Source organism: Streptomyces sp. NPDC012835 (assembly GCF_042900885.1).
Lineage (GTDB): Bacteria > Actinomycetota > Actinomycetes > Streptomycetales > Streptomycetaceae > Streptomyces.
Genome location: NZ_JBIBBW010000002.1, coordinates 455,561 through 475,775 on the forward strand (window position 1 = coordinate 455,561; position 20,215 = coordinate 475,775).

Annotated in this window: 16 protein-coding genes; 8 read left to right on the top strand and 8 right to left on the bottom strand. The window is 70.8% G+C overall.

Annotated features, from left to right (window positions below; genetic code table 11):
- Positions 1-3: 3 nt before the first annotated feature.
- From ACFY6S_RS09500 to ACFY6S_RS09510, 3 genes are all read right to left on the bottom strand, one after another.
- Positions 4-894, bottom strand: a complete 891-nt coding sequence (locus tag ACFY6S_RS09500; RefSeq protein WP_389461960.1) for a sugar ABC transporter permease — start codon at positions 892-894, stop codon at positions 4-6.
- Positions 891-1,919, bottom strand: a complete 1,029-nt coding sequence (locus tag ACFY6S_RS09505; protein WP_388820955.1) for a carbohydrate ABC transporter permease — start codon at positions 1,917-1,919, stop codon at positions 891-893. Before ACFY6S_RS09505 ends, ACFY6S_RS09500 begins: the two co-directional genes overlap by 4 nt.
- A gap of 96 nt (positions 1,920-2,015) precedes the next feature.
- Positions 2,016-3,290: an extracellular solute-binding protein gene (locus tag ACFY6S_RS09510; RefSeq protein ID WP_388820959.1), complete on the bottom strand. Its 1,275-nt coding sequence runs from the start codon at positions 3,288-3,290 to the stop codon at positions 2,016-2,018.
- Between the two features lie 335 nt (positions 3,291-3,625).
- On the opposite strand from ACFY6S_RS09510, the gene ACFY6S_RS09515 reads away from it, so the two are divergent.
- Complete coding sequence (locus ACFY6S_RS09515) at positions 3,626-4,681, top strand: LacI family DNA-binding transcriptional regulator (RefSeq protein ID WP_388820963.1); 1,056 nt, start codon at positions 3,626-3,628, stop codon at positions 4,679-4,681.
- A 74-nt stretch (positions 4,682-4,755) separates the two neighbouring features.
- Positions 4,756-5,643, top strand: a complete 888-nt coding sequence (locus tag ACFY6S_RS09520) for a phosphatase PAP2 family protein (protein ID WP_388820966.1) — start codon at positions 4,756-4,758, stop codon at positions 5,641-5,643.
- Positions 5,644-5,898: 255 nt separating this feature from the next.
- Here the strand turns inward: ACFY6S_RS09520 and ACFY6S_RS09525 are convergent, their stop codons facing one another.
- Positions 5,899-8,988, bottom strand: a complete 3,090-nt coding sequence (locus ACFY6S_RS09525; RefSeq protein WP_388821589.1) for a bifunctional [glutamine synthetase] adenylyltransferase/[glutamine synthetase]-adenylyl-L-tyrosine phosphorylase — start codon at positions 8,986-8,988, stop codon at positions 5,899-5,901.
- A 259-nt stretch (positions 8,989-9,247) separates the two neighbouring features.
- Between ACFY6S_RS09525 and ACFY6S_RS09530 the strand changes: the two genes are divergently transcribed.
- Entirely contained in the window at positions 9,248-9,784 is a 537-nt protein-coding gene (locus tag ACFY6S_RS09530; RefSeq protein ID WP_388820969.1) for a pyridoxamine 5'-phosphate oxidase family protein, read from the top strand.
- A gap of 466 nt (positions 9,785-10,250) precedes the next feature.
- The gene (locus ACFY6S_RS09535; protein WP_388820972.1) at positions 10,251-11,234 is read left to right on the top strand and encodes an NAD(P)-dependent alcohol dehydrogenase; all 984 of its coding nucleotides are present in this window, start codon (positions 10,251-10,253) and stop codon (positions 11,232-11,234) included.
- An 83-nt stretch (positions 11,235-11,317) separates the two neighbouring features.
- Here ACFY6S_RS09535 and ACFY6S_RS09540 read toward each other — a convergent pair whose 3' ends face one another.
- Positions 11,318-12,679: a glutamine synthetase family protein gene (locus tag ACFY6S_RS09540; RefSeq protein ID WP_388820975.1), complete on the bottom strand. Its 1,362-nt coding sequence runs from the start codon at positions 12,677-12,679 to the stop codon at positions 11,318-11,320.
- Between the two features lie 263 nt (positions 12,680-12,942).
- Positions 12,943-13,470 carry a MarR family winged helix-turn-helix transcriptional regulator gene (locus ACFY6S_RS09545; protein WP_388820978.1) on the bottom strand — a complete coding sequence of 176 codons (528 nt, stop codon included), beginning with the start codon at positions 13,468-13,470 and terminating at the stop codon, positions 12,943-12,945.
- Between the two features lie 125 nt (positions 13,471-13,595).
- Here ACFY6S_RS09545 and ACFY6S_RS09550 point away from each other — a divergent pair, with 125 nt between their 5' ends.
- The 4 genes from ACFY6S_RS09550 (at position 13,596) to ACFY6S_RS09565 (ending at position 17,579) form a co-directional block, all read left to right on the top strand.
- Positions 13,596-14,027 carry a hypothetical protein gene (locus tag ACFY6S_RS09550; protein ID WP_388820981.1) on the top strand — a complete coding sequence of 144 codons (432 nt, stop codon included), beginning with the start codon at positions 13,596-13,598 and terminating at the stop codon, positions 14,025-14,027.
- 89 nt (positions 14,028-14,116) lie between these two features.
- Entirely contained in the window at positions 14,117-14,764 is a 648-nt protein-coding gene (locus ACFY6S_RS09555) for a DUF3105 domain-containing protein (RefSeq protein ID WP_388820984.1), read from the top strand.
- Positions 14,761-15,603, top strand: a complete 843-nt coding sequence (locus tag ACFY6S_RS09560; protein WP_388820987.1) for a DUF305 domain-containing protein — start codon at positions 14,761-14,763, stop codon at positions 15,601-15,603. Before ACFY6S_RS09555 ends, ACFY6S_RS09560 begins: the two co-directional genes overlap by 4 nt.
- A gap of 218 nt (positions 15,604-15,821) precedes the next feature.
- Positions 15,822-17,579, top strand: a complete 1,758-nt coding sequence (locus tag ACFY6S_RS09565) for an NAD+ synthase (protein ID WP_388820990.1) — start codon at positions 15,822-15,824, stop codon at positions 17,577-17,579.
- Between the two features lie 221 nt (positions 17,580-17,800).
- Here ACFY6S_RS09565 and ACFY6S_RS09570 read toward each other — a convergent pair whose 3' ends face one another.
- Together ACFY6S_RS09570 and ACFY6S_RS09575 are read right to left on the bottom strand one after the other, a co-directional pair.
- Entirely contained in the window at positions 17,801-19,033 is a 1,233-nt protein-coding gene (locus tag ACFY6S_RS09570) for an MFS transporter (protein ID WP_388820993.1), read from the bottom strand.
- 122 nt (positions 19,034-19,155) lie between these two features.
- Positions 19,156-20,193 carry an endonuclease/exonuclease/phosphatase family protein gene (locus ACFY6S_RS09575; RefSeq protein WP_388820996.1) on the bottom strand — a complete coding sequence of 346 codons (1,038 nt, stop codon included), beginning with the start codon at positions 20,191-20,193 and terminating at the stop codon, positions 19,156-19,158.
- Between the last annotated feature and the right edge of the window lie 22 nt (positions 20,194-20,215).

A 20,215-nucleotide genomic window follows, 5' to 3' on the forward strand; every position in this document is an offset into this window, starting at 1 on the left:
CGGTCAGCCCTTGACGGCACCGGCGGACATACCGGTGACCAGGTGCCGCTGCGCGAAGAGGAAGACGAGCGCGGCGGGGATCGCGATCAGTACGGAAGCGGCGGTCATCGGGCCCCACTGGGCGCCGTACTGGTTGACGAACTTCTGGAGGCCGCCCGCCAGGGTGAGGTTCTCGTCGCCGACCATGAAGGCCGAGGCGTAGGCCACTTCGCCCCAGGCGGTGATGAAGGAGTAGAAGGCGGTCACCGCGAGCCCGGGCTTGGCCAGCGGCAGGATCAGCCGGAAGAAGGTCCCGAAGGGGGTCAGTCCGTCGACCATGCCGGACTCGTCGATCTCCCGGGGGATGGTGTCGAAGAAGCCCTTCATCATCCAGGCGCAGAACGGCACGGCGATGGTGAGGTACGTGATGACCAGGCCGGCCGACCGGTTGAGCAGCCCGAGTCCGGCCATGATGTTGTAGATCGGCACGATGAGCACGGCGACCGGGAACATCTGGGTGACCAGCAGCGTCCACATCAGTCCGCGCTTGCCGGGGAAGCGGAAGCGGCTGACCGCGTAGCCGGTGGTGGCGGCCACGAACACCCCGATGAGGGTGGTGAGGGCCGCGATGACCAGCGAGTTGCCGAACCAGGTGAGGAACGGGGTGTCCCGCAGCAGGTTGGTGTAGTTCTCGAACGTCGTCTCTTTGAAGAAGTCCGTGGTCGTGGCGTAGCTCGCGGGCTTGAGCGAGGTCAGCAGGACCCACAGCACCGGGAAGACCGCGATCACGGACGCCACCACGAGGGTGACGTGCAGGGCGACCGAGGCGAGCGGTGAACGCCGGCCGCGCAGGGGCGGGTTGAGGGCCTGGACGGCGGGTGCGGTGGGGGCGGGGGCGGGGGCTGTGGTGGTCACCAGGTATCTCCCTGCCTGCGGAGGACTCGCCGGTAGACCGCGGCGAAGAGCATCAGAAGGACGAGGATCAGCACGCCCCAGGTCGAGGACTGCGCGAAGTCGCGCGGGCTGATCTCGAAGGAGAACTTGTACGCCTGGGTGACCAGGATCTGGGTGGCCTCGCCCGGCCCTCCCCTGGTCAGCAGGAAGATCACCGGGAACATGTTGAACGTCCAGATGGTGGAGAGCAGGATCACGGTCGTGCTGACCGGGCGCAGTCCGGGCATGGTGATGTGCCAGAACCGCTGCCAGGGGCCCGCGCCGTCCATCTCGGCGGCCTCGTACATCTCCCCCGGGATGGACTGGAGCCCGCCGAGCAGCGCGACCATCATGAAGGGCACGCCGAGCCAGATGTTGACGGCGATGACCGAGAACTTGGCCCAGGTCGGGTCGTTGAGCCAGGGCACGGCGTCGAAGCCGCCGCCAGTGAGCAGCTTGTTGAGGAAGCCCCGGTCCTCGTTGTAGAGGAAGCGCCAGGCGAAGACGGAGACGAAGCCAGGGACGGCCCAGGGCAGGATCAGCAGCATCCGGTAGACGGAGCGCCCGGCGATCCGGCGGTTGAGGATATTGGCGAGGGCCAGCCCGAGTGCGAAGGTGACGCTGACGCAGGAGACCGTCCACACCAGTGTCCAGCCGAGGGTGGAGAGGAACTGATTGCCCGTCAGCGCGTCGGCGTAGTTGTCGAGTCCGACGAACTTGTAGGTGGCCGGGAGGTGGTTGACGCCGATGTTGCGTTCGACGTTGCGTTCGTTGGCGTCGGTGAGCGACAGGTAGACACCGCGCACCAGCGGGTATCCGATGATCACGCCGATCACGACGACCACCGGGGCGACCATGGTCCAGGCGTACCAGTGGGCGGAGAGGGCTCGCCGGAGCCCGCCGGGCGCCCGGCCGCCGCCGGTCGGTGTGCCAGCGCCGGAGCCCCGGCCCCGGGCGATTTCCTCGCCCGGGGCGGATGCCACCGACTGGCCGGTGTGGACAGCCATCAGCCGGTCCGCCTTCCTTCCTCTTCCACGTACACGTTCACGTTCTCGGTCCCGCTCCTCGTCCCGGCCCTTGTCCCGGTTCTCGTCCCGGTTCCGTTACTTCCAGCCCTTGAGGAGCTTGCGGTACGAGTCACCGGCGGCCCCGACGCCCTTCTGCGGTGTGGTCTGGCCGGTGAGGACCTTGGTGTACTCGGTGACGAGCGGGGCGAACAGGCTGCCGGTCTCGGGAATCCAGGGCCGCTCGACGGCCTTGTCGACCACGGGCTTGAAGAAGCCGACGATCTCGTTGTCGGCGACGCCCGGCATGTCGTAGACCGAGGTACGGGTGGGCAGCAGGCTGAGCTGCTCGGCGACCTTCGCCTGGCTCGCGGCGGACGTCATGTACTCGGTGAAGGCGTAGGAGGCGTCCAGGTTCTTGGAGCCCGCGTACACCGCGAGGTTGTGGCCGCCCTGCGGGGCGCCCTGCCCGGCGGAGCCGGCCGGTACGGGCGCGATGCCGAGGTTGGCCTTGTCCTTGAACTGCGCGCCGCCGTAGGTGTCGGCGACGGCCCACGGGCCGTTGATGATCATCGCGACCTCGCCGTCCTTGAACGACGCCTGCATGTTCTCCCAGCCGTCGGTGGCGTCGGTCTTGGCGGCGCCGGAGTCGACGAGGTCCTTGACGACGGTCATGGCCTTGACGCCGGCCTCGTCGTCCACGGTGACGGTCTTGGACTTGGCGTCGACCAGGTTGCCGCCCTCGCCGTACAGGAACGACAGGAACCAGTACGCGTCGTCGCCGCGCAGGTACATGCCGGTCTTCCCGGTCTTGTCCTTGATCTTCTTCGAGACGGACTTCAACTCGTCGATGGTCTTGGGCACTTCGACGCCCGCGTCCTTGAAGATCTTCTTGTTGTAGAAGATGCCCATGGAGTCGATGACCTGCGGCACCGCGTAGGTCTTGTCGTCGTACTCCGTGGAGGCGGCGGCCTGCGGAAGGAAGTCCTTCTCGTCCTTGAGGGCGGCCGTGCCGTCGAGCGGCGCGAGGTAGCCGAGGTCGGCGAACTCGGGGGTCCAGGCGACCTCGGAGCGGATCACGTCGGGGGCGCCGGAACCGGACTGGGCGGCGTTCTTGAACTTGTTCTGGGCGTCACCGAAGGGCACGTTGACGTAGTTGACCTTCACCTTCGGGTGCTGAGCGGTGAAGCCCTCGGCCAGCTTCTTGAAGACCTTGTCCTCACTGCCGACGGTGGAGGTGTCCCACCAGGTGACTGTCCCCGACAGCTCACCACCCTTGCCACCGGCGCTGTCCGACTCGCCATCACTGCCGCAGGCGGTCGCCGCGAGGGCCAGGATCGCGGCCAGGGCGGTGGCCGTTATGCCACGTCGCATCCGAACTCCTTCAACTGCCGTACCGCTCCGTCGCGGCGCCGGGTCGACGTGAAAGTAACAGCGATGCAAGAAGGCCGAAAGACCTTGCGGAATATTTCTGCAAGAACCAGCGATCGTTACCGGCGCGTGTCCTGGCGATTACCAGCCGGTGCCTTGACGGGAGCGGCAAAAGCCGTCAAGGGGCAGGGGCGCCGGAGAACCGCACCTCAGCGCCGGGCGCCCGCGCCTCGGCTTCACGGCAGGAAGGTTTCGCAAGTTCTTGCAAGAGCTTGCCGCTGTGACCGGAAACCGTGCGTGGTGGGCAATCCGACACCCGCCCGGTACAGTCCACTCACATGACCGCACGGCTTGCCGATATCGCAACTCAGGCGGGGGTCAGTGAAGCGACGGTCAGCCGCGTTCTGAACGGCAAGCCCGGGGTTGCCGCGACCACCCGCGAGTCCGTACTCGCCGCGCTCGATGTCCTCGGATACGAACGCCCGGTACGGCTGCGCCGCCGCAGCGCGGGGCTGGTCGGCCTGATCACCCCCGAGCTGGAGAACCCGATCTTCCCCGCCCTGGCCCAGGTCATCGGCCAGGCGCTGACGCGGCAGGGCTACACCCCGGTGCTGGCGACCCAGACGCCCGGCGGCTCGACCGAGGACGAGCTGACCGAGATGCTGGTCGAACGGGACGTCTCCGGCATCATCTTCGTCTCGGGGCTGCACGCCGACACCTCGGCCGACATGCGCCGTTACGAGAAGCTGCGCGCCCAGGGGGTGCCGTTCGTCCTCGTGGACGGTTTCTCGCCCAAGGTGCGGGCGCCCTTCATCTCCCCCGACGACCGGGCGGCCGTCCGGCTCGCGGTGACACATCTCGTCTCGCTCGGCCACCAGCGCATCGGCCTGGCGGTCGGCCCCAAGCGGTTCGTGCCGGTCCTGCGCAAGATCGAGGGTTTCCGCGCCACGGTGCAGGAGCTGCTGGACCTCTCCGCGCCGGAGACGGAGGAGCTGATCCAGCAGTCGCTGTTCACCCTGGAGGGCGGCCAGGCGGCCGCGTCGGCGCTGATCGAGCGCGGCTGCACGGCGGTGGTGTGCGCGAGCGACATGATGGCGCTCGGCGCGATCAGGGCCGCGCGCCGGCTCGGACTCGACGTACCGCGCGATCTGTCGGTCGTCGGTTTCGACGACTCGCCGCTCATAGCCTTCACGGACCCGCCGCTGACGACGATCCGCAAACCGGTTCCGTCCATGGGCCAGGCGGCGGTCCGTACGCTCCTGGAGGAGATCGGCGGAACGCCCGCGCCGCACAGCGAATTCGTCTTCATGCCCGAGCTGGTCGTACGCGGTTCAACCGCTTCGGGGCCGGTCCCCGGACCTCCGGGAACACCCGGGTCGCGGCATCGTCCTTGAGGCGTACCGGATGCGCCGGGAACCAGCCCGAGGGATGATCGACCGGTGGCACGAATCTGGCAGACTTTCCCAGCATGGGTGAATCCACCGTGAACACACAGGAAAGCCGAACGGCCACTCCGTCACCCACCCCTGACGAGACGGCCCGCCCGGCGACCGACGAGCGCACCGGGCTCCAGCGCCTGCGGTCGCCCCGGCGCCCGCGCATCTGGTTCGAAATCCTGCTGATCGCGGTGAGTTACTACACGTACTCGCTGATCCGCAACGCCGTGCCCGAGCAGAAGGCGAAGGCCCTCAGCAACGCGGACTGGATCTGGCGGACGGAACAGACCCTCGGCATCGCGGTGGAGCGTTCGGTCAATCACGCCGTGGATTCGGTGACCTGGCTGATCATCGGCATGAACTACTACTACGCGACACTGCACTTCATCGTCACGATCGGGGTGCTGGTCTGGCTGTTCCGCAGCCACCCCGGCCGTTACGCGGCGGCCCGCCTCGCGCTCTTCTCGACCACGCTGGTGGCCCTGCTCGGCTACTACCTGTATCCGCTGGCGCCGCCGAGACTCATGACGGGCCAGGACTTCATCGACACCGTCGTGCACCACGAGACCTGGGGTTCGATGGCCTCGGGCAATCTGAAGAACATGTCCAACCAGTACGCGGCCATGCCGTCGATGCACATCGGCTGGTCACTGTGGTGCGGGCTGATCATCTTCGCGCTCGCCAAGGCACCCTGGGCCCGTGTCCTCGGCCTGCTCTACCCGGTGGCCACCCTGGTGGTGATCGTCGCCACCGCGAACCACTTCTGGCTGGACGCGGTGGGCGGCATGATCTGCCTGGCGTTCGGCTTCACCGCCTCGTACCTCTGGTACGGCTCGCTCCCGCACCGACTGCCGCGCCGGGTCGACCCCCGCCGTGCGGGACGCCTCTCGGCGACGCGAAGGCCCGCGCGCTCCGGCTGACGGCCCTCCGCTCCCTCGTCGCGGAAAGCGTGGCGGGAGGACAGCTGCCGGGGCTGTGAACAGCTGTAGCCGCGGGGAGAGGTGGACGTTTCCGCCGCTCTCGGAGAACCGGCAGGCACAGGAGACGAGTCGGGTGGCGGCAGGCAGGCTCGCGCATCACGCCGTTGATGAGCCGAGCGTGAGTGCCGCATCACCGAAGGTAGAAAACGCGCTGATCTCAAGGCCGGCAAGGCCGACCACCTGCTGCAATCGCCCTCAGTTCGCCGTCCCGTAGAACAGCCTCTCCATCACCGCGCGCGCCCTGCGCGTCGTACGGCGGTAGTCGTCCAGCATGTCCCCGCTGTACGCGGTGTGCGCCGGGTGGGTGGGGTGCGTCCCGTTGACCGTGGCCGCCCCGCCCGGCTGGAGCGGGTGGTCGCGGCCGGCCGGGCCCAGCGGGTAGCCCAGGTAGCGGCCCATCGCGCCCAGTTCGCGGCCGTCCGAGGGGAAGGTGTCGCCCGGCCTGCCCCGTACCAGCATCGCGCCGTTGCGCACCCGCGTCGCGAGCACCCACGCGTCGTCCAGGACGCGGGCGTCCTCCGCCGAGATCAGCCCCGCCGCGAGAGCGGCGGCAAGCGCCTCGCGGGTACGGGTGGTACGGAGGGCGGGTTCGGCGGCGCCGTGGCGCATCTGGAGGAGCTGGACGGTCCACTCGACGTCGGAGAGACCGCCCCGGCCCAGCTTGGTGTGGAGCGTGGGGTCGGCGCCGCGCGGCAGCCGCTCCGTCTCCATCCGCGCCTTCAGCCTGCGGATCTCCCGTACCGCGTCCTCGCTGAGGCCCTCGGCCGGATAGCGCAGCGGATCGATCAGTTCGATGAAGCGGCGGCCCAGGTCCGCGTCGCCCGCCATCGGCTCGGCGCGCAGCAGCGCCTGGCTCTCCCACCCCAGCGACCAGCGGCGGTAGTACGCCGCGTAGGAGGCCAGCGTGCGCACCATCGGGCCGCTCTTGCCCTCCGGCCGCAGATCCGCGTCGATCATCAACGGCGGCTCGGAGGAGGGCACTTGGAGCAGCCGGCGCATCTCGGTGACGACGGCGTTCGCCGCGCGGGCCGCCTCCTGCTCGGACACGCCCTCGCGGGGTTCGTGGACGAAGAGGACATCGGCGTCGGAGCTGTAGCTCAGCTCGTGTCCGCCGAAGCGGCCCATGCCGATGACCGCGAACCGTGTCGGCAGGGTGTCGCCCCACTGGGTGCGTACGACCGCGCGCAGCGCGCCCGCGAGGGTCGCCGCGTTGAGATCGGTGAGCGCGTTGCCCACCCGGTCGACGAGCGCGCCGGGGTCCTTCTCGGCGGGGCTCTCCTCTGTACCGTACGAGCCGATGATGTCCGCCGCCGTCGTACGGAACAGCTCCCGCCTGCGCACCCCGCGCGCCGCCGCGACCGCGCCCTCGGCCGTGTCGGCGCGGCCGACCGCCGCGAGGACCTCCTGCTCCAGATGGTCACGGCCGCGCGGGGTCAGCCCGTTCGGATCGCCCAGCATGGCCACCGCTTCGGGGGCCCGCAGCAGCAGGTCGGGGGCGAACCGTCCGGCCGACAGCACTCGGGCGAGGTTCTCCGCCGCCGCTCCCTCGTCGCGCAGCAGCCGCAGGTACCAGGGCGTCTTGCCGAGCGCGTCCGAGACCTTGCGGAAGCCCAGCAGCCCGGCGTCCGGGTCGGCCGAGTCGGCGAACCAGCCCAGCAGCACCGGCAGCAGCGTGCGCTGGATCGCCGCCTTGCGGGTCACCCCGGAGGAGAGCGCCTCCAGATGGCGCAGCGCGGCCACCGGGTCCGCGTATCCGAGCGCTTCGAGGCGCTGGCCGGCGGCCTTCGTGGAGAGCCGGATCTCGCCGGGAGCGAGCTGCGCGACCGCGTCGAGGAGCGGCCGGTAGAAGATCTTCTCGTGCAGCCGTCGCACCACAGCGGCGTGCCGCTTCCATGCCTGGTTCAGCTCGGCGACGGGATCGCCGCGCAGCCCGAGCGAGCGCCCGAGCCTGCGCAGATCCGCCTCCTCCTCCGGCACCAGATGGGTGCGGCGCAGGCGGTAGAGCTGGATGCGGTGCTCCATGGCGCGCAGGAAGCGGTATGCCTCGTCCAGCTGCGCCGCGTCCGTACGGCCCACGTAGCCGCCCGCGGCGAGCGCGGCCAGCGCTTCGAGCGTGGAGCCGACGCGCAGCGAGGCGTCATTGCGGCCGTGCACCAACTGGAGCAGCTGTACGGCGAATTCGACGTCCCGCAGCCCGCCGGGGCCGAGTTTCAGCTCCCGTTCGACCTGTCCCGGCGGGATGTTGTCGATGACGCGGCGGCGCATCTTCTGCACGTCGGGGACGAAGTGGTCGCGCTCGGCGGCCTGCCACACCAGCGGTGACACCGCCTCGATGTACCGGGCACCCAGCTCCGGGTCCCCGGCCACGGCGCGGGCCTTGAGCAGCGCCTGGAACTCCCAGGTCTTGGCCCAGCGCTGGTAGTAGGCCAGATGGCTGCTCAGCGTCCTGACCAGTGGGCCGTTGCGGCCCTCGGGACGCAGATTGGCGTCCACCGGCCAGATGGTGCCCTCTATGTTCGACTCGGAGCAGATCCGCATCAGGTGCGACGCCAGCCGGGTCGCCGCCCGGATGGCCCCGGCCTCGTCGACGCCTTCGCGCGATGGTTCGGCCGGTTCCCCGACGAAGATGACGTCGACGTCGGATACGTAGTTCAGTTCGTGGCCGCCGCACTTGCCCATCGCGATGACCGCGAGCCGGCACGCGGCAGCGTCCTCCGGAGCGGCGGCCTTGGCGATGGCGAGGGCGGCGCGCAGCGTGGCGGTCGCCAGATCGGCCAGCTCGGCGGCGGTCTCGGCGACATCCGTCGTCCCGCAGACGTCCCTGGCCGCTATGGCCAGCAGGCTGCGGCGGTAGGCGACCCGCAGCGAGACGGGGTCCGTGGCCTCCGCGAGGCCGCGCTCGAAGTCCTCCACGCCGGGGTGCAGGTCCGACAGTTCGTAGGTGATCAGGACCCGCCAGTCCTCGGGGTGCGTGGCCAGATGGTCCCCGAGCGCCTCGGAGGCGCCCAGCACCCCGAGCAGCCGGTCCCGCAGCGGCTTCGCCGTCACCACGGCGTCCATCAGCACCCGCCGTTCCTCGGGCGGCTGCGCCTCGGCCAGCCGGGCGAGTCCGTGCAGCGCGAGATCGGGGTCGGCGGTCCCGCCCAGCGCGTCGAGCAGCATCAGATCGGCCCTCACGGGCGCCATCTGGGGCAGTTCGAGCAGCCGTTCGGCGGTGGACGGGTCGGTGAATCCGTGCCGCAGCAGGCGGGTGAACGTGCTGCTCCTGCGCCCCGGCAGTGCCATCTTCGCCGTCTCCTGTTCCACGCATCCATCCGGTGGAACCATCCGGTGGATCCGTCCGGTGAATCCGTCCGATCACGCTCTGGTATGGAGCCTAGTACGGGGTCAGGTACGGGGTGGTGACGCGGGGACCGATGAATCGCCGGGGCCCGCGCGGTCAATGGATGAACGGTCAGTGGACCGAGCAGGGCCCGGGACCCGTGAACGGGGCGCGGGGCCCGCCCGGCCCCCCGCGCAGATCCAGGAGAGAGGACGGCACACCATGTCCGCGTCCGCGAAGGACCCCGCCGCCACCCCCCATGTCCCCCATGCCGAACTGGACCCCCGCTACGGCGAGCCGGCGGCCGAGGCCCTGCCCTGGCGGGAGGCTCTCGGCCTGCTCGCCGGGGCGGAGGTGTTCTGGCTGACGACCGTGCGGCCGGAGGGGCGGCCCCATGTCACTCCGCTGCTGGCCCTGTGGTGGGACGGGGCACTGTACTTCTGCACCGGCTCCGCCGAGCGCAAGGCCGTGAACCTCGCCCACAACCCGGAGGTCGTCCTCACCACCGGCACGAACGCCCTGCGCTCGGGGTGCGACATCGTGATCGAGGGCACGGCGGTGCGGGTGACGGACGACGGCCGGCTGGCGGCCCTGGCGCGGGCGTGGGAGGCGAAGTACGGCCCGGACTGGCACTTCGACGTACGGGACGGTGCCTTCGCGGGCCGGGAGGGCAACGTCGCGCTGGTCTTCGCGGTCTATCCGCGCACGGTGTTCGGCTTCGGCCGAGCCCCGTACAGCCAGACCCGCTGGCGCTTCTGACCCGATCAGCACCGGAAACACACCGTTCAGGCCCGCGCAAATTGACTGGCGCGGGAAACGCCGATTGTTCAAGGATGAACACGACGGCCCACGACACCGGCGGCCACGGGGGTGCTGCCGGTACGCGGGCCGGTCACGGGTGGGGGTACGCGACGACGGACGCGCGGACCGCGCCACCCGTGGGCGGTCGTGGTCATGGCACGGCGAACGGTGGGCGTGCACCGTCCGCCGTTCGACCGGACGGCCACGATCGCCTCCCGCCGATCCCGCCGATCCCGCCGGCCTTCGCGGTCCCTCTGGTCCCTCCTGTCCCTCCGGTCCTTCCGAGAGGGCCGCGGGCCCGTCTCTCTCACTTCGGCCCGGGCCTGCCGGATCGCCGGTTTCCCTGCCTAGCCTGGGCGGACACGAGGGAATGTCCCTCGCTCAGGAACAGCGCGGACACGACGGACAAGGACGGCCCAGGCCCATGAACGAGATGCGCGCGGCGCTCTACGACCGGTTCGGCCCTCCGGAGGTGCTGTACGAGGGGAGCCTCCCGGCCCCCTCCCCCGCCCCCGGCGAGGTACTGGTCCGGGTCCACGCGGTCAGCGTCAACGGAGGCGAACTGCACGGCCGGGCCGGGCGGATGCGTCTGGTGACCGGCCGCCGCTTCCCCCTGCGAGTGGGCATCGACTTCGTCGGTGAGGTCGCCCGGGCCGCCGAGGCCGCTCCGCTTGCCGCACCGGGCGGCTCGGCACCCGGCCCGCGCGAGGGCGACCGGGTGTGGGGCCTCCTGGGGCGCCGGCTGGGGAGCGCCGCCGAGTACGTGACCGTACGGCCCCGGCAGATCTCGCCGGCCCCCGAGAACCTCACCGCCGCCGAAGCCGTATCCCTGCTGGCCGGCGGCACGACCTCGCTGACCGCCCTGCGCGACAAGGCGCGGCTCCGGCCGGGAGAGAGGCTGCTCGTGCGGGGCGGCAGCGGCGGGGTGGGCAGCCTCGCCGTGCAGATCGGCACATTGCTCGGCGCGCGGGTCACGGCGCTGGCGGGCCCGAGGAATCTCGACTTCGTGCGGGGCCTGGGGGCGGACGAGGTCATCGACTACACGACGACCCGCGCCTCGGACCTGGACTCCTACGATGTCGTCATGGACACCGTGGGCACCGAACTCGGCTCGTTCCGCAAGCTGTTGTCCCCGGGCGGACGCATGGTCGCCATCGCCCCCGACGCCGACCGCCTCGTCTCCAGCGTCGGCTACATCCTCGGGTCCACCGTGCACGGCACCGGCAGGGTGCGTTTCTTCAGCGGCAACCCCCGGCACGCGCTCCTGGCGGAACTGGCCGGATACGCCCGAAGCGGCGCCGTGCGCCCAGTGGTCGACTCGGTCCGCCCGCTGTCCGACATCGCCGGCGCGCACCGGGCCCTGGAGGCGGGCGGGGTACGGGGAAAGCACGTGGTCGAGATCGGCTGACGCGCGGGGACGGCGCCGGGCCCGCGCCGTCACGGCGCGGGCCCGGCGTCTCGCTCATGCGGGGAGACCCCGCCGACCCGCGGCTACAGCACCGGCAGGTTCTTCTTCAGCTCGAAGGCCGTGACCTCGGAGCGGTACTCCTCCCACTCCTGCTTCTTGTTGCGCAGAAAGAAGTCGAAGACGTGCTCGCCGAGCGTCTCCGCCACCAGCTCGCTGCGCTCCATCAGGGAGATCGCCTCGCCCAGGTTCTGCGGGAGGGGCTCGATGCCCATCGCGCGGCGCTCGGAGTCGGAGAGCGCCCAGACGTCGTCGTCGGCGCCCGCCGGGAGTTCGTACCCCTCCTCGATGCCCTTGAGGCCGGCGGCGAGCAGCACCGCGTACGTCAGGTACGGGTTGGCCCCCGAGTCGATGGAGCGGACCTCGACGCGGGCGGAGCCGGTCTTGCCGGGCTTGTACATCGGCACCCGGATCAGCGCGGAGCGGTTGTTGTGGCCCCAGCAGATGTAGGAGGGGGCCTCGCCGCCCGAGCCCGCCGTGCGGGTGGAGCCGCCCCAGATGCGCTTGTAGGAGTTGACCCACTGGTTGGTGACGGCCGAGATCTCCGCCGCGTGCCTGAGCAGTCCGGCGATGAAGGACCGGCCGACCTTGGAGAGCTGGTACTCGGCGCCCGACTCGTAGAACGCGTTGCGGTCGCCCTCGAAGAGGGAGAGGTGGGTGTGCATGCCCGAGCCCGGGTACTCCGAGAACGGCTTCGGCATGAAGGTGGCCTGCACGCCCTGTTCCAGCGCGACCTGCTTCATGATCAGCCGGAACGTCATGATGTTGTCGGCGGTGGACAGCGCGTCCGCGTACCGCAGGTCGATCTCCTGCTGGCCGGGGGCGCCCTCGTGGTGGCTGAACTCGACCGAGATGCCCATGGATTCGAGCATCGTGATCGCCTGGCGCCGGAAGTCCATACCCACGTTCTGCGGGGTGTGGTCGAAGTAGCCGGAGCTGTCGGCGGGGGTGGGACGGCTGCCGTCGACGGGCTTGTCCTTCAGCAGGAAGAACTCGATCTCGGGATGGGTGTAGAAGGTGAAACCCAGGTCCGAGGTCTTGGCGAGCATCCGCTTGAGGACATAGCGCGGGTCCGCGAAGGACGGCGAGCCGTCGGGCATCAGGATGTCGCAGAACATACGGGCGGTGCCGGGGGCCTCCGCGCGCCAGGGCAGGATCTGGAAGGTGCCCGGATCAGGCTTGGCGATCATGTCCGACTCGTACACGCGGGCGAAGCCCTCGATGGCCGAGCCGTCGAAGCCGATGCCCTCGTCGAATGCCTGCTCCAGCTCGGCGGGCGCGACGGCGACCGACTTCAGGAAGCCGAGAACATCGGTGAACCAGAGGCGCACGAAGCGGACGTCGCGCTCCTCCAGCGTGCGGAGCACAAATTCCTGCTGCTTATCCATATTAGCTGTCCTACCCATCCTTGCTGGTCAGGCCACCTGCTCCCATGCCGAAGGGCACGTTGGGGCACATGAGCATCCCACCACACGATTTCCGTCGCGTTGCGAACCCCCGTCCAACGCCCCGCGTCCTGGACGTGTCGGTCTCCCGCCCATAGTGCCTGTACGTGTGGTGCCCGTGAAACAACCGACCGCAATCCTGGCCGCTCAAGATCGATTCTGGCGGCCACCCGCCACCGCGACGGCGACCTCCGGTCAGGGAGCGGCTACTTTCCGTCCTCGCGCCGACGTGCGTGCGTGTCCGTCCAGCCCAGCGGATACGGCTCCGACTCGCCCCCGGGAACCGCCGGCTCGCCGCCCGCCTCGGTGAACGCGGTGAGGGCGTCGACGAGGGCGGCGCGCTGACCGGGGGCCAGCCGCTCGACGATCGCGGCGATCTCCCGGTGGCGGGCGGCGCCGACCCGGTCGACCAGCGCCCGGCCGGCCGGGGTGAGCCGCAGCATCGTCTCGCGGCGGTTGCCGGGCTTGCTCTGCCGGGAGGCGAGCCCGGCGGCGATCAGCCGGTCCAGGGTGCGCATGGCCGTCGAGGGGTTCACCCCGAGCCGCTCGGCGACCTCCACCAGCTTGGCGTCGCCGTGGGTCGCCAGGACCGTCAGCAGCCGCAGCTGGGGCAGGGTGACCGGATCGCCCGCTGCGGCCAGGGAACGTACGGACACGGCGACCAGCAGCCGTGACGCGGTCAGTACGGCGCGGGTCACGTCGTCGACGTCCGGTGGCTCTGCTTGCTCGGGCATGTCTCTTCCGTACCGCGTCGATGACCGTTTCATTCCGTATTGGGGGAGCTGGACAGACCGGATGTGGCCGTGTTGGCGCCTCCGCCCTGCTGCGACCGGTGGGCCACGCACTACCATCTGCGCCCATGGGGGGATCGCGGCGCGGCCACATACGCAACGCGCGTCCCACGGCACTCGTGAGCGCCGTGGCGACGCTGTTCGCCGCACTCTTCGTCTGTCTCTCGCCCGGCCCGGGAGCGTCCGGCCCGGGAGCGTCCGGCCCGGGAGCACACGCCCCGCACCACGCTGAGCGCACCGCGACCGCCGTGGGGCAGGCCCACCAGACCGCCGTGGGGCAGGCCCACTCCGAGTTCGTCTGTCCTTACGGCAAGGGTGACTGCGGGCTCACCCCGCACCTCAACCAGGCCGTCCTCACCGTACCGCCACCGGCCGCCGCCCTTCCCGGCGGCCCGCGCATCTCCTACCTCGAACCGGAGCGCCCCGGCGGCCAGGTGGCGCGCTCCGGCGCGCAGGCCCGCGCGCCGGATCTGCACGTCCTTCAAGTACTGCGGACGTAGCCGGGCCCGTACCCCCGCACCGGGGGCCCGAGCACTCCGACCGACGTTCCGTGATCACCGTGATCACCGCCATCACCGAAGGACGCACCATGGCTTCCAAGTCCCAGTCCGCCGAACGCAAGGCCCGAATAGAGGAGATGCGCCGAGCGGAGCGCATCCGTGAGCGGCGCAGCCGCATCATCACGATCAGCGCGAGCGCGGTGGTCGTCGCGGCGCTCGTCGCCGGCGGCGCCGTCCTCCTGAACAAGGAGTCGGAGAAGAAGGAGGAAGCGAAGGCGGCAGCGGCCTCCCCCGTCAAGGGCGAGAAGTCCTGGGACGCCGAGAAGCTCGGCCGCAACCACGTCACCGAGGCCGTCAAGTACCCGATGAACCCGCCGGTCGGCGGTGACCACAACCAGGTCTGGATGAACTGCGACGGCGACGTCTACAAGGACCCGATCCCGAACGTGAACGCGGTGCACTCGCTGGAGCACGGCGCGGTCTGGGTCACGTACAACGACAAGGCGTCGGACGACGACGTGAAGGCGCTCGGCGAGAAGGTCGGGAAGACCACGTACTCGCTGATGAGCCCGGTCAAGGACCAGGCCGGCGCGATCATGCTGAGCGCGTGGGGCAAGCAGGTCACGGTGGACAGCGCGACGGACTCGCGGGTGAACCAGTTCTTCACGAAGTACGTGCAGGGCGACCAGACCCCCGAGCCCGGCGCCGCCTGCACGGGCGGGATGGACGCGCCGTGACCGGCCGGGAGAACGCCGCCGGGAACGAGGACGCGGAACACACCTCGCGCCGCCGGGTCACCCGGACGCGGTGGGCGGCCGTCGGCGCCGTCGTCCTCGCGCTGGTCTTCGCCGGTACGGCCGCTGTCGCCTCCGCCGGACGCGACAGCGGCTCCGCCGCGTCCGCCGTCCCGTCGCCGGACTCGGCGGACGCGGGCTTCGCGCGGGACATGTCGGTCCACCACCAGCAGGCCGTGGAGATGTCCTTCCTCGTGCGCGACAGCACGGACGACGAGGAGGTGCGCCGGCTGGCGTACGACATCGCCAACACCCAGGCCAACCAGCGCGGGATGATGCTGGGCTGGCTGGACCTGTGGGGGCTGCCGAAGCAGGACGCGGGCCGGGAGCCGATGGCCTGGATGGCCGCGGCCGACGGTATGGACATGGGGTCGGACGACGGCATGTCCATGGACGACGGAAGCACCATGGACCACGGCGGCGGTACGGACCACGGAAGCGGTACGGACCACGGCAGCGGTACGGACCACGGCAGCGCGGACCACGGAAGCGCGGGGCACGGCGCGTACGAGCCCCATGACGGTTCCCTCATGGCCGGCATGGCCACGAAGACCGAGCTGGCCCGGCTGCGCGACGCGCGCGGCGAGCGGGCCGAGATCCTCTATCTCCAGCTGATGACCGACCACCACAAGGGCGGCGTCGAGATGGCCCAGGGCTGCGTCCGGCTCTGCGAGGTCGGTACGGAGAAGGCCCTCGCCCGGGGCATGGTCACGGCGCAGGAGTCGGAGCTGAAGCTCATGGCCGACCTGCTGGCGGCCAGGGGCGCGAAGCCGCGCGCCTGAAGCCGTGCGAAGCGCGCGCCTGAAGCCGCGTACCTGAGCCGCGCGCCCGAGCCACGCGGCGCGCGGCCGGGACCGGGCAGCCGGGACCGGGCAGCCGGGACCGGGCAGCCGGGACCGGGCGCGGGCACGCGGGCACGCGGGTGTGGGGCGCTCCGAGTGGGGCGCCCCACACCTCCGCACCCATACATCGCGTCAGACAGACGATTACACTGGGCGGCGTGCCTCAACTACGCCTCGCCCTGAATCAGATCGACTCGACCGTCGGTGACCTCGCCGCGAACGCCGAGGCGATCGTGCACTGGACCCGGCACGCCGCCGAGCAGGGAGCGCATCTCGTCGCGTTCCCCGAGATGGTGCTGACCGGCTACCCCGTCGAGGACCTCGCGCTGCGCTCGTCCTTCGTCGACGCGTCCCGGGCCGCCGTGCGCGCGCTCGCGGCGCGGCTCGCCGAGGAGGGGTTCGGGGAGCTGCCCGTCGTCGTCGGCTATCTCGACCGCTCCGACGCCGCGCGGCCCCGCTACGGCCAGCCCGCGGGCGCGCCGCGCAACGCCGCCGCCGTTCTGCACCGGGGCGAGGTGGCGCTCAACTTCGCCAAGCACCATCTGCCGAACTACGGCGTCTTCGACGAGTTCCGCTACTTCGTGCCGGGCGACACCATGCCGGTGATCCGGGTCCACGGCGTCGACGTGGCACTGGCCATCTGCGAGGACCTCTGGCAGGACGGCGGCCGGGTGCCCGCCGCCCGCTCGGCCGGGGCCGGGCTGCTGCTCTCCGTCAACGCCTCCCCGTACGAGCGCGAGAAGGACGACACCCGTCTCGACCTGGTGCGCAAGCGTGCCCAGGAGGCCGGGTGCACCACCGCGTATCTCGCGATGATCGGCGGCCAGGACGAGCTGGTCTTCGACGGCGACTCGATCGTCGTCGGCAAGGACGGCGAAGTCATCGCCCGCGCACCGCAGTTCGCGGAGGGCTCGGTCGTCCTGGACCTCGACCTGCCGGCCGCGGCGCCGCAGCCGCCGTCGGGTGTCGTGGACGACGGGCTCCGTATCGACCACGTCGTCCTCTCCGAGGACCCGCTCCCGGCGTACGAGCCGGAGCTGACCGGCGGCTACGCCGACCGTCTCGACGACGACGAGGAGACGTACTCCGCCCTGGTGGTGGGGCTGCGCGCGTACGCCGCGAAGAACGGCTTCCGGTCCGTGCTGATCGGGCTGTCCGGCGGCATCGACTCCGCGCTCGTCGCCGCGATCGCCTGTGACGCGCTCGGCGCGCAGCACGTGTACGGCGTCTCCATGCCGTCCAAGTACTCCTCGGACCATTCCAAGGACGACGCGGCGGAGCTGGCCCGCCGTACCGGGCTCAACTTCCGTACGCATCCGATCGAGCCGATGTTCGACGCGTACATGGAGTCGCTCGGGCTGACCGGGCTCGCGGAGGAGAACCTCCAGGCGCGGCTGCGCGGCACGATGCTGATGGCGCTCTCCAACCAGGAGGGCCACATCGTGCTGGCGCCGGGCAACAAGTCCGAGCTGGCGGTGGGCTATTCGACGCTGTACGGGGACTCCGTCGGGGCGTACGGCCCGATCAAGGACCTCTACAAGACGTATGTGTTCCGCCTGGCCAGGTGGCGCAACCGGGCCGCGCAGGAGCGTGGCCAGACACCGCCGATCCCGGAGAACACCCTCGTCAAGCCGCCGAGCGCCGAGCTGCGCCCCGGCCAGGTCGACGCGGACTCGCTGCCCGACTACGACGTACTGGACCGCATCCTGGAGCTGTACGTCGACCGCGACCAGGGCATGGACGCCATCGTCGCGGCCGGTTTCGACGCCGAGCTGGTCGCGAAGACACTGCGGATGGTGGACACGGCGGAGTACAAGCGGCGCCAGTACCCGCCGGGCACCAAGATCTCGGCGAAGGGCTTCGGCAAGGACCGGCGGCTGCCGATCACCAACCGCTGGCGCGAGCTGACGGGCTGATCCGGGCGGGGCGACGGAGCGGGGAGGGCCGGGCCGGGCCCTCCCCGCTCCGGGCTGTCACCCCGCTGCCCGCTCTCCCCGCTCCGGGCTGTCGCCCCGCTGCCCGCTCTCCCCGCTCCGGGCTGTCGCCCCGCTGCCGGCCCTCCCCGCTGCCGGCCGTCACCGGGCCCGCGAAGGGGTCGGCGCACTGCCCGACCGCGTGGGACTGCCGGGGTGGCGCGTCAGCGGGCCTGGGGGGCCGCCTCCGGGACCTCCGGCGCCTCGGCCGTGTCGCCGCGCGCCACCATCCGTGAGACGGCGCCGGTACCCCGGCCGCCCCGGTCCAGCACTCCGGCCGTGACCGCGATGGCCAGGCCGATGACCGCCAGCACGGCGCCGACCAGTGTCGGGGACATCCAGCCCCAGCCCGCCGCGATGGCCGCGCCGCCGGCCCAGGCGCCGCCCGCGTTGGCCAGGTTGAAGGCGGAGTGGTTGGAGGCGGAGGCGATGGTGGGGGCGTCCTTGGCCTTGCTCATGACGAGCATCTGGAGCGGCGTGGTGGTCATGAAGCCGACCGCGCCGAGGATCACCACGGTCACCAGCGCCGCCCACTGCACGTGCGCCGTGAAGCGGAACGCGACCAGCACCACGGCGAGGGTGGCGAGCGAACCGTAGAGCGTGGGCCGCAGCGCCCGGTCGGTGAGCGGACCCGCCGCCAGCGCGCCGAGCGTCATGCCGATGCCGAAGAGGGCGAGCACGAGGGTGACGGAGGACTCGCCGAAGCCCATGACCTCGGTCGTCATCGAGGCGAGGTACGAGTAGACGGCGAAGACCCCGCCGAAGCCGAAGACCGCCGTCGCGAGCCCGAGCAGCACCTGCCGGTCGCGCAGGGCGCGCAGCTCGCGCCGGACGCTCTGCTGAGCGTCCATGGGTACGTACGGAACGAGCCGGGCCAGTGCCGCGAGCGCGACCAGGCCGATCACCGTGACGACCAGGAAGGTGGCGCGCCAGCCGAGGTGCTGGCCGAGCAGGGTGGCCGCCGGGACGCCGATGATGTTGGCGACGGTCAGGCCGAGGAACATGGTCGCGACCGCCCGCGCCTGGCGGCCCTCGCGCACCAGCCGGGCGGCGACGACCGCTCCGACTCCGAAGAACGCCCCGTGCGGCAGTCCGGCCAGTACCCGGCCCGCCATCAGCCAGCCGAAGCCGGGGGCGAAGGCGGAGGCGAGGTTGCCGACGACGAAGAGGGACATCAGCAGCAGGAGCATCCGCTTGCGCGGTATGCGGGAGCCGAAGGCCGTGAGCAGCGGGGCGCCGATGACGACGCCGATCGCGTAGGCCGACACCAGATAGCCGGCGGTGGGTACGGAGGTTCCCAGATCGTCCGCGACGTTGGGCAGCAGACCCATCATGACGAACTCGGTCGTCCCGATGCCGAAGGCCGAGACGGCCAGGGCGAGCAGGGCGAAGGGCATGGAGGATGGCCTTTCGTGGAGAGCGTTCCCGGAAGGGGCGGTTCCGCTGTAAGTACCCCTACGGAACAAAGTCTCTCAGGCCGTTTGTTCCGGCAGATGAACACCGGATTGCGTGTGCCGCATCACTCCGGGGAGTTCGCCAAGTCCACCCTGGCGGCGATCGGCAGATGGTCGCTCCCGGTCCTGGGCAGGGTCCACGACGAGGTCGGTTCGACGCCCTTGACCATGATCTGGTCGATCCGGGCCAGCGGGAAGGACGCCGGCCAGCTGAAGCCGTAGCCGTCGCCCGCCGCGCCCTGGGTGGAGCGCATCGGGGCGGTGACGGCGTTCAGGGAGCGGTCGTTCATGGTGCCGTTGAGGTCGCCGAGCAGGATCACCCGGCTCAGCGCCTCGTGGGAGATGGCCTCGCCGAGCGCGTCCGCGCTCTTGTCGCGCTGGCTGGCGGTGAAGCCGGCGTGCAGCTTGACCCGTACGGAGGGCATGTGCGCCACGTAGACGGCGACCGGCCCCTCCGGGGTGGCGACCGTGGAGCGCATGGCGCGGACCCAGCCCAGCCGGATGTCGACGGGCTTGGTGGCGGACAGCGGGTACTTGCTCCACAGCCCGACGGTGCCCTGGACGGAGTGGTACTTGTACGTGCCGGCCAGCGCCGCCTCGTACACCGGTACGGCGCTGGCCTTCAGCTCCTCCAGCGCGAGGACGTCCGCCCCCGACTCCGCCAGATCGCTCGCGGTGCCCTTGGGGTCGGGGTTGTCGGCGTTGACGTTGTGGGTGGCGACCGTGAAGTCGCCGCCGGGGCCGGACTTGTCGGTCAGGAGACCGCCGAAGAGGTTGAGCCAGACGACCACGGGCAGCAGGAGGGCGATCAGCGCGGTGGCGGAGCGCCGCACGAGGGCCAGCACGAGGATCAACGGAATGAACAGACCGAGCCAGGGCAGGAAGGTCTCGGTGAGGCTGCCGAGGTTGCCGATCCTGTTCGGGATCTGGGCGTGCAGGATCATCAACAGCGCGCTGCCCACGGCGATCAGCGCCAGGATGATGCCGCGCCGCCAGATGCCGCGGTCCCGCCGCAGGCGGCCGAGCGCGGCTCTGACGCGTGATTCCGAAGGGGGCTCCTCCTCGTCCGTCGAGACCGGCCGCACCGTGTACTCCTGCGTCATGTCCGCTGCCCTCACTGCATTG

What these genes read in the sequence shown, in the direction of transcription:
- ACFY6S_RS09570 (WP_388820993.1), bottom strand. Translation starts at nt 19,033, where the DNA reads ATGCCCTTCGCCCTGCTCGCCCTGGCCGTCTCGGCCTTCGGCATCGGG.
- ACFY6S_RS09520 (WP_388820966.1), top strand. Translation starts at nt 4,756, where the DNA reads ATGGGTGAATCCACCGTGAACACACAGGAAAGCCGAACGGCCACTCCG.
- ACFY6S_RS09530 (WP_388820969.1), top strand. Translation starts at nt 9,248, where the DNA reads ATGTCCGCGTCCGCGAAGGACCCCGCCGCCACCCCCCATGTCCCCCAT.
- ACFY6S_RS09575 (WP_388820996.1), bottom strand. Translation starts at nt 20,193, where the DNA reads ATGACGCAGGAGTACACGGTGCGGCCGGTCTCGACGGACGAGGAGGAG.
- ACFY6S_RS09545 (WP_388820978.1), bottom strand. Translation starts at nt 13,470, where the DNA reads ATGCCCGAGCAAGCAGAGCCACCGGACGTCGACGACGTGACCCGCGCC.
- ACFY6S_RS09515 (WP_388820963.1), top strand. Translation starts at nt 3,626, where the DNA reads ATGACCGCACGGCTTGCCGATATCGCAACTCAGGCGGGGGTCAGTGAA.
- ACFY6S_RS09535 (WP_388820972.1), top strand. Translation starts at nt 10,251, where the DNA reads ATGAACGAGATGCGCGCGGCGCTCTACGACCGGTTCGGCCCTCCGGAG.
- ACFY6S_RS09540 (WP_388820975.1), bottom strand. Translation starts at nt 12,679, where the DNA reads ATGGATAAGCAGCAGGAATTTGTGCTCCGCACGCTGGAGGAGCGCGAC.
- ACFY6S_RS09525 (WP_388821589.1), bottom strand. Translation starts at nt 8,988, where the DNA reads ATGGCACTGCCGGGGCGCAGGAGCAGCACGTTCACCCGCCTGCTGCGG.
- ACFY6S_RS09510 (WP_388820959.1), bottom strand. Translation starts at nt 3,290, where the DNA reads ATGCGACGTGGCATAACGGCCACCGCCCTGGCCGCGATCCTGGCCCTC.
- ACFY6S_RS09505 (WP_388820955.1), bottom strand. Translation starts at nt 1,919, where the DNA reads ATGGCTGTCCACACCGGCCAGTCGGTGGCATCCGCCCCGGGCGAGGAA.
- ACFY6S_RS09555 (WP_388820984.1), top strand. Translation starts at nt 14,117, where the DNA reads ATGGCTTCCAAGTCCCAGTCCGCCGAACGCAAGGCCCGAATAGAGGAG.
- ACFY6S_RS09550 (WP_388820981.1), top strand. Translation starts at nt 13,596, where the DNA reads ATGGGGGGATCGCGGCGCGGCCACATACGCAACGCGCGTCCCACGGCA.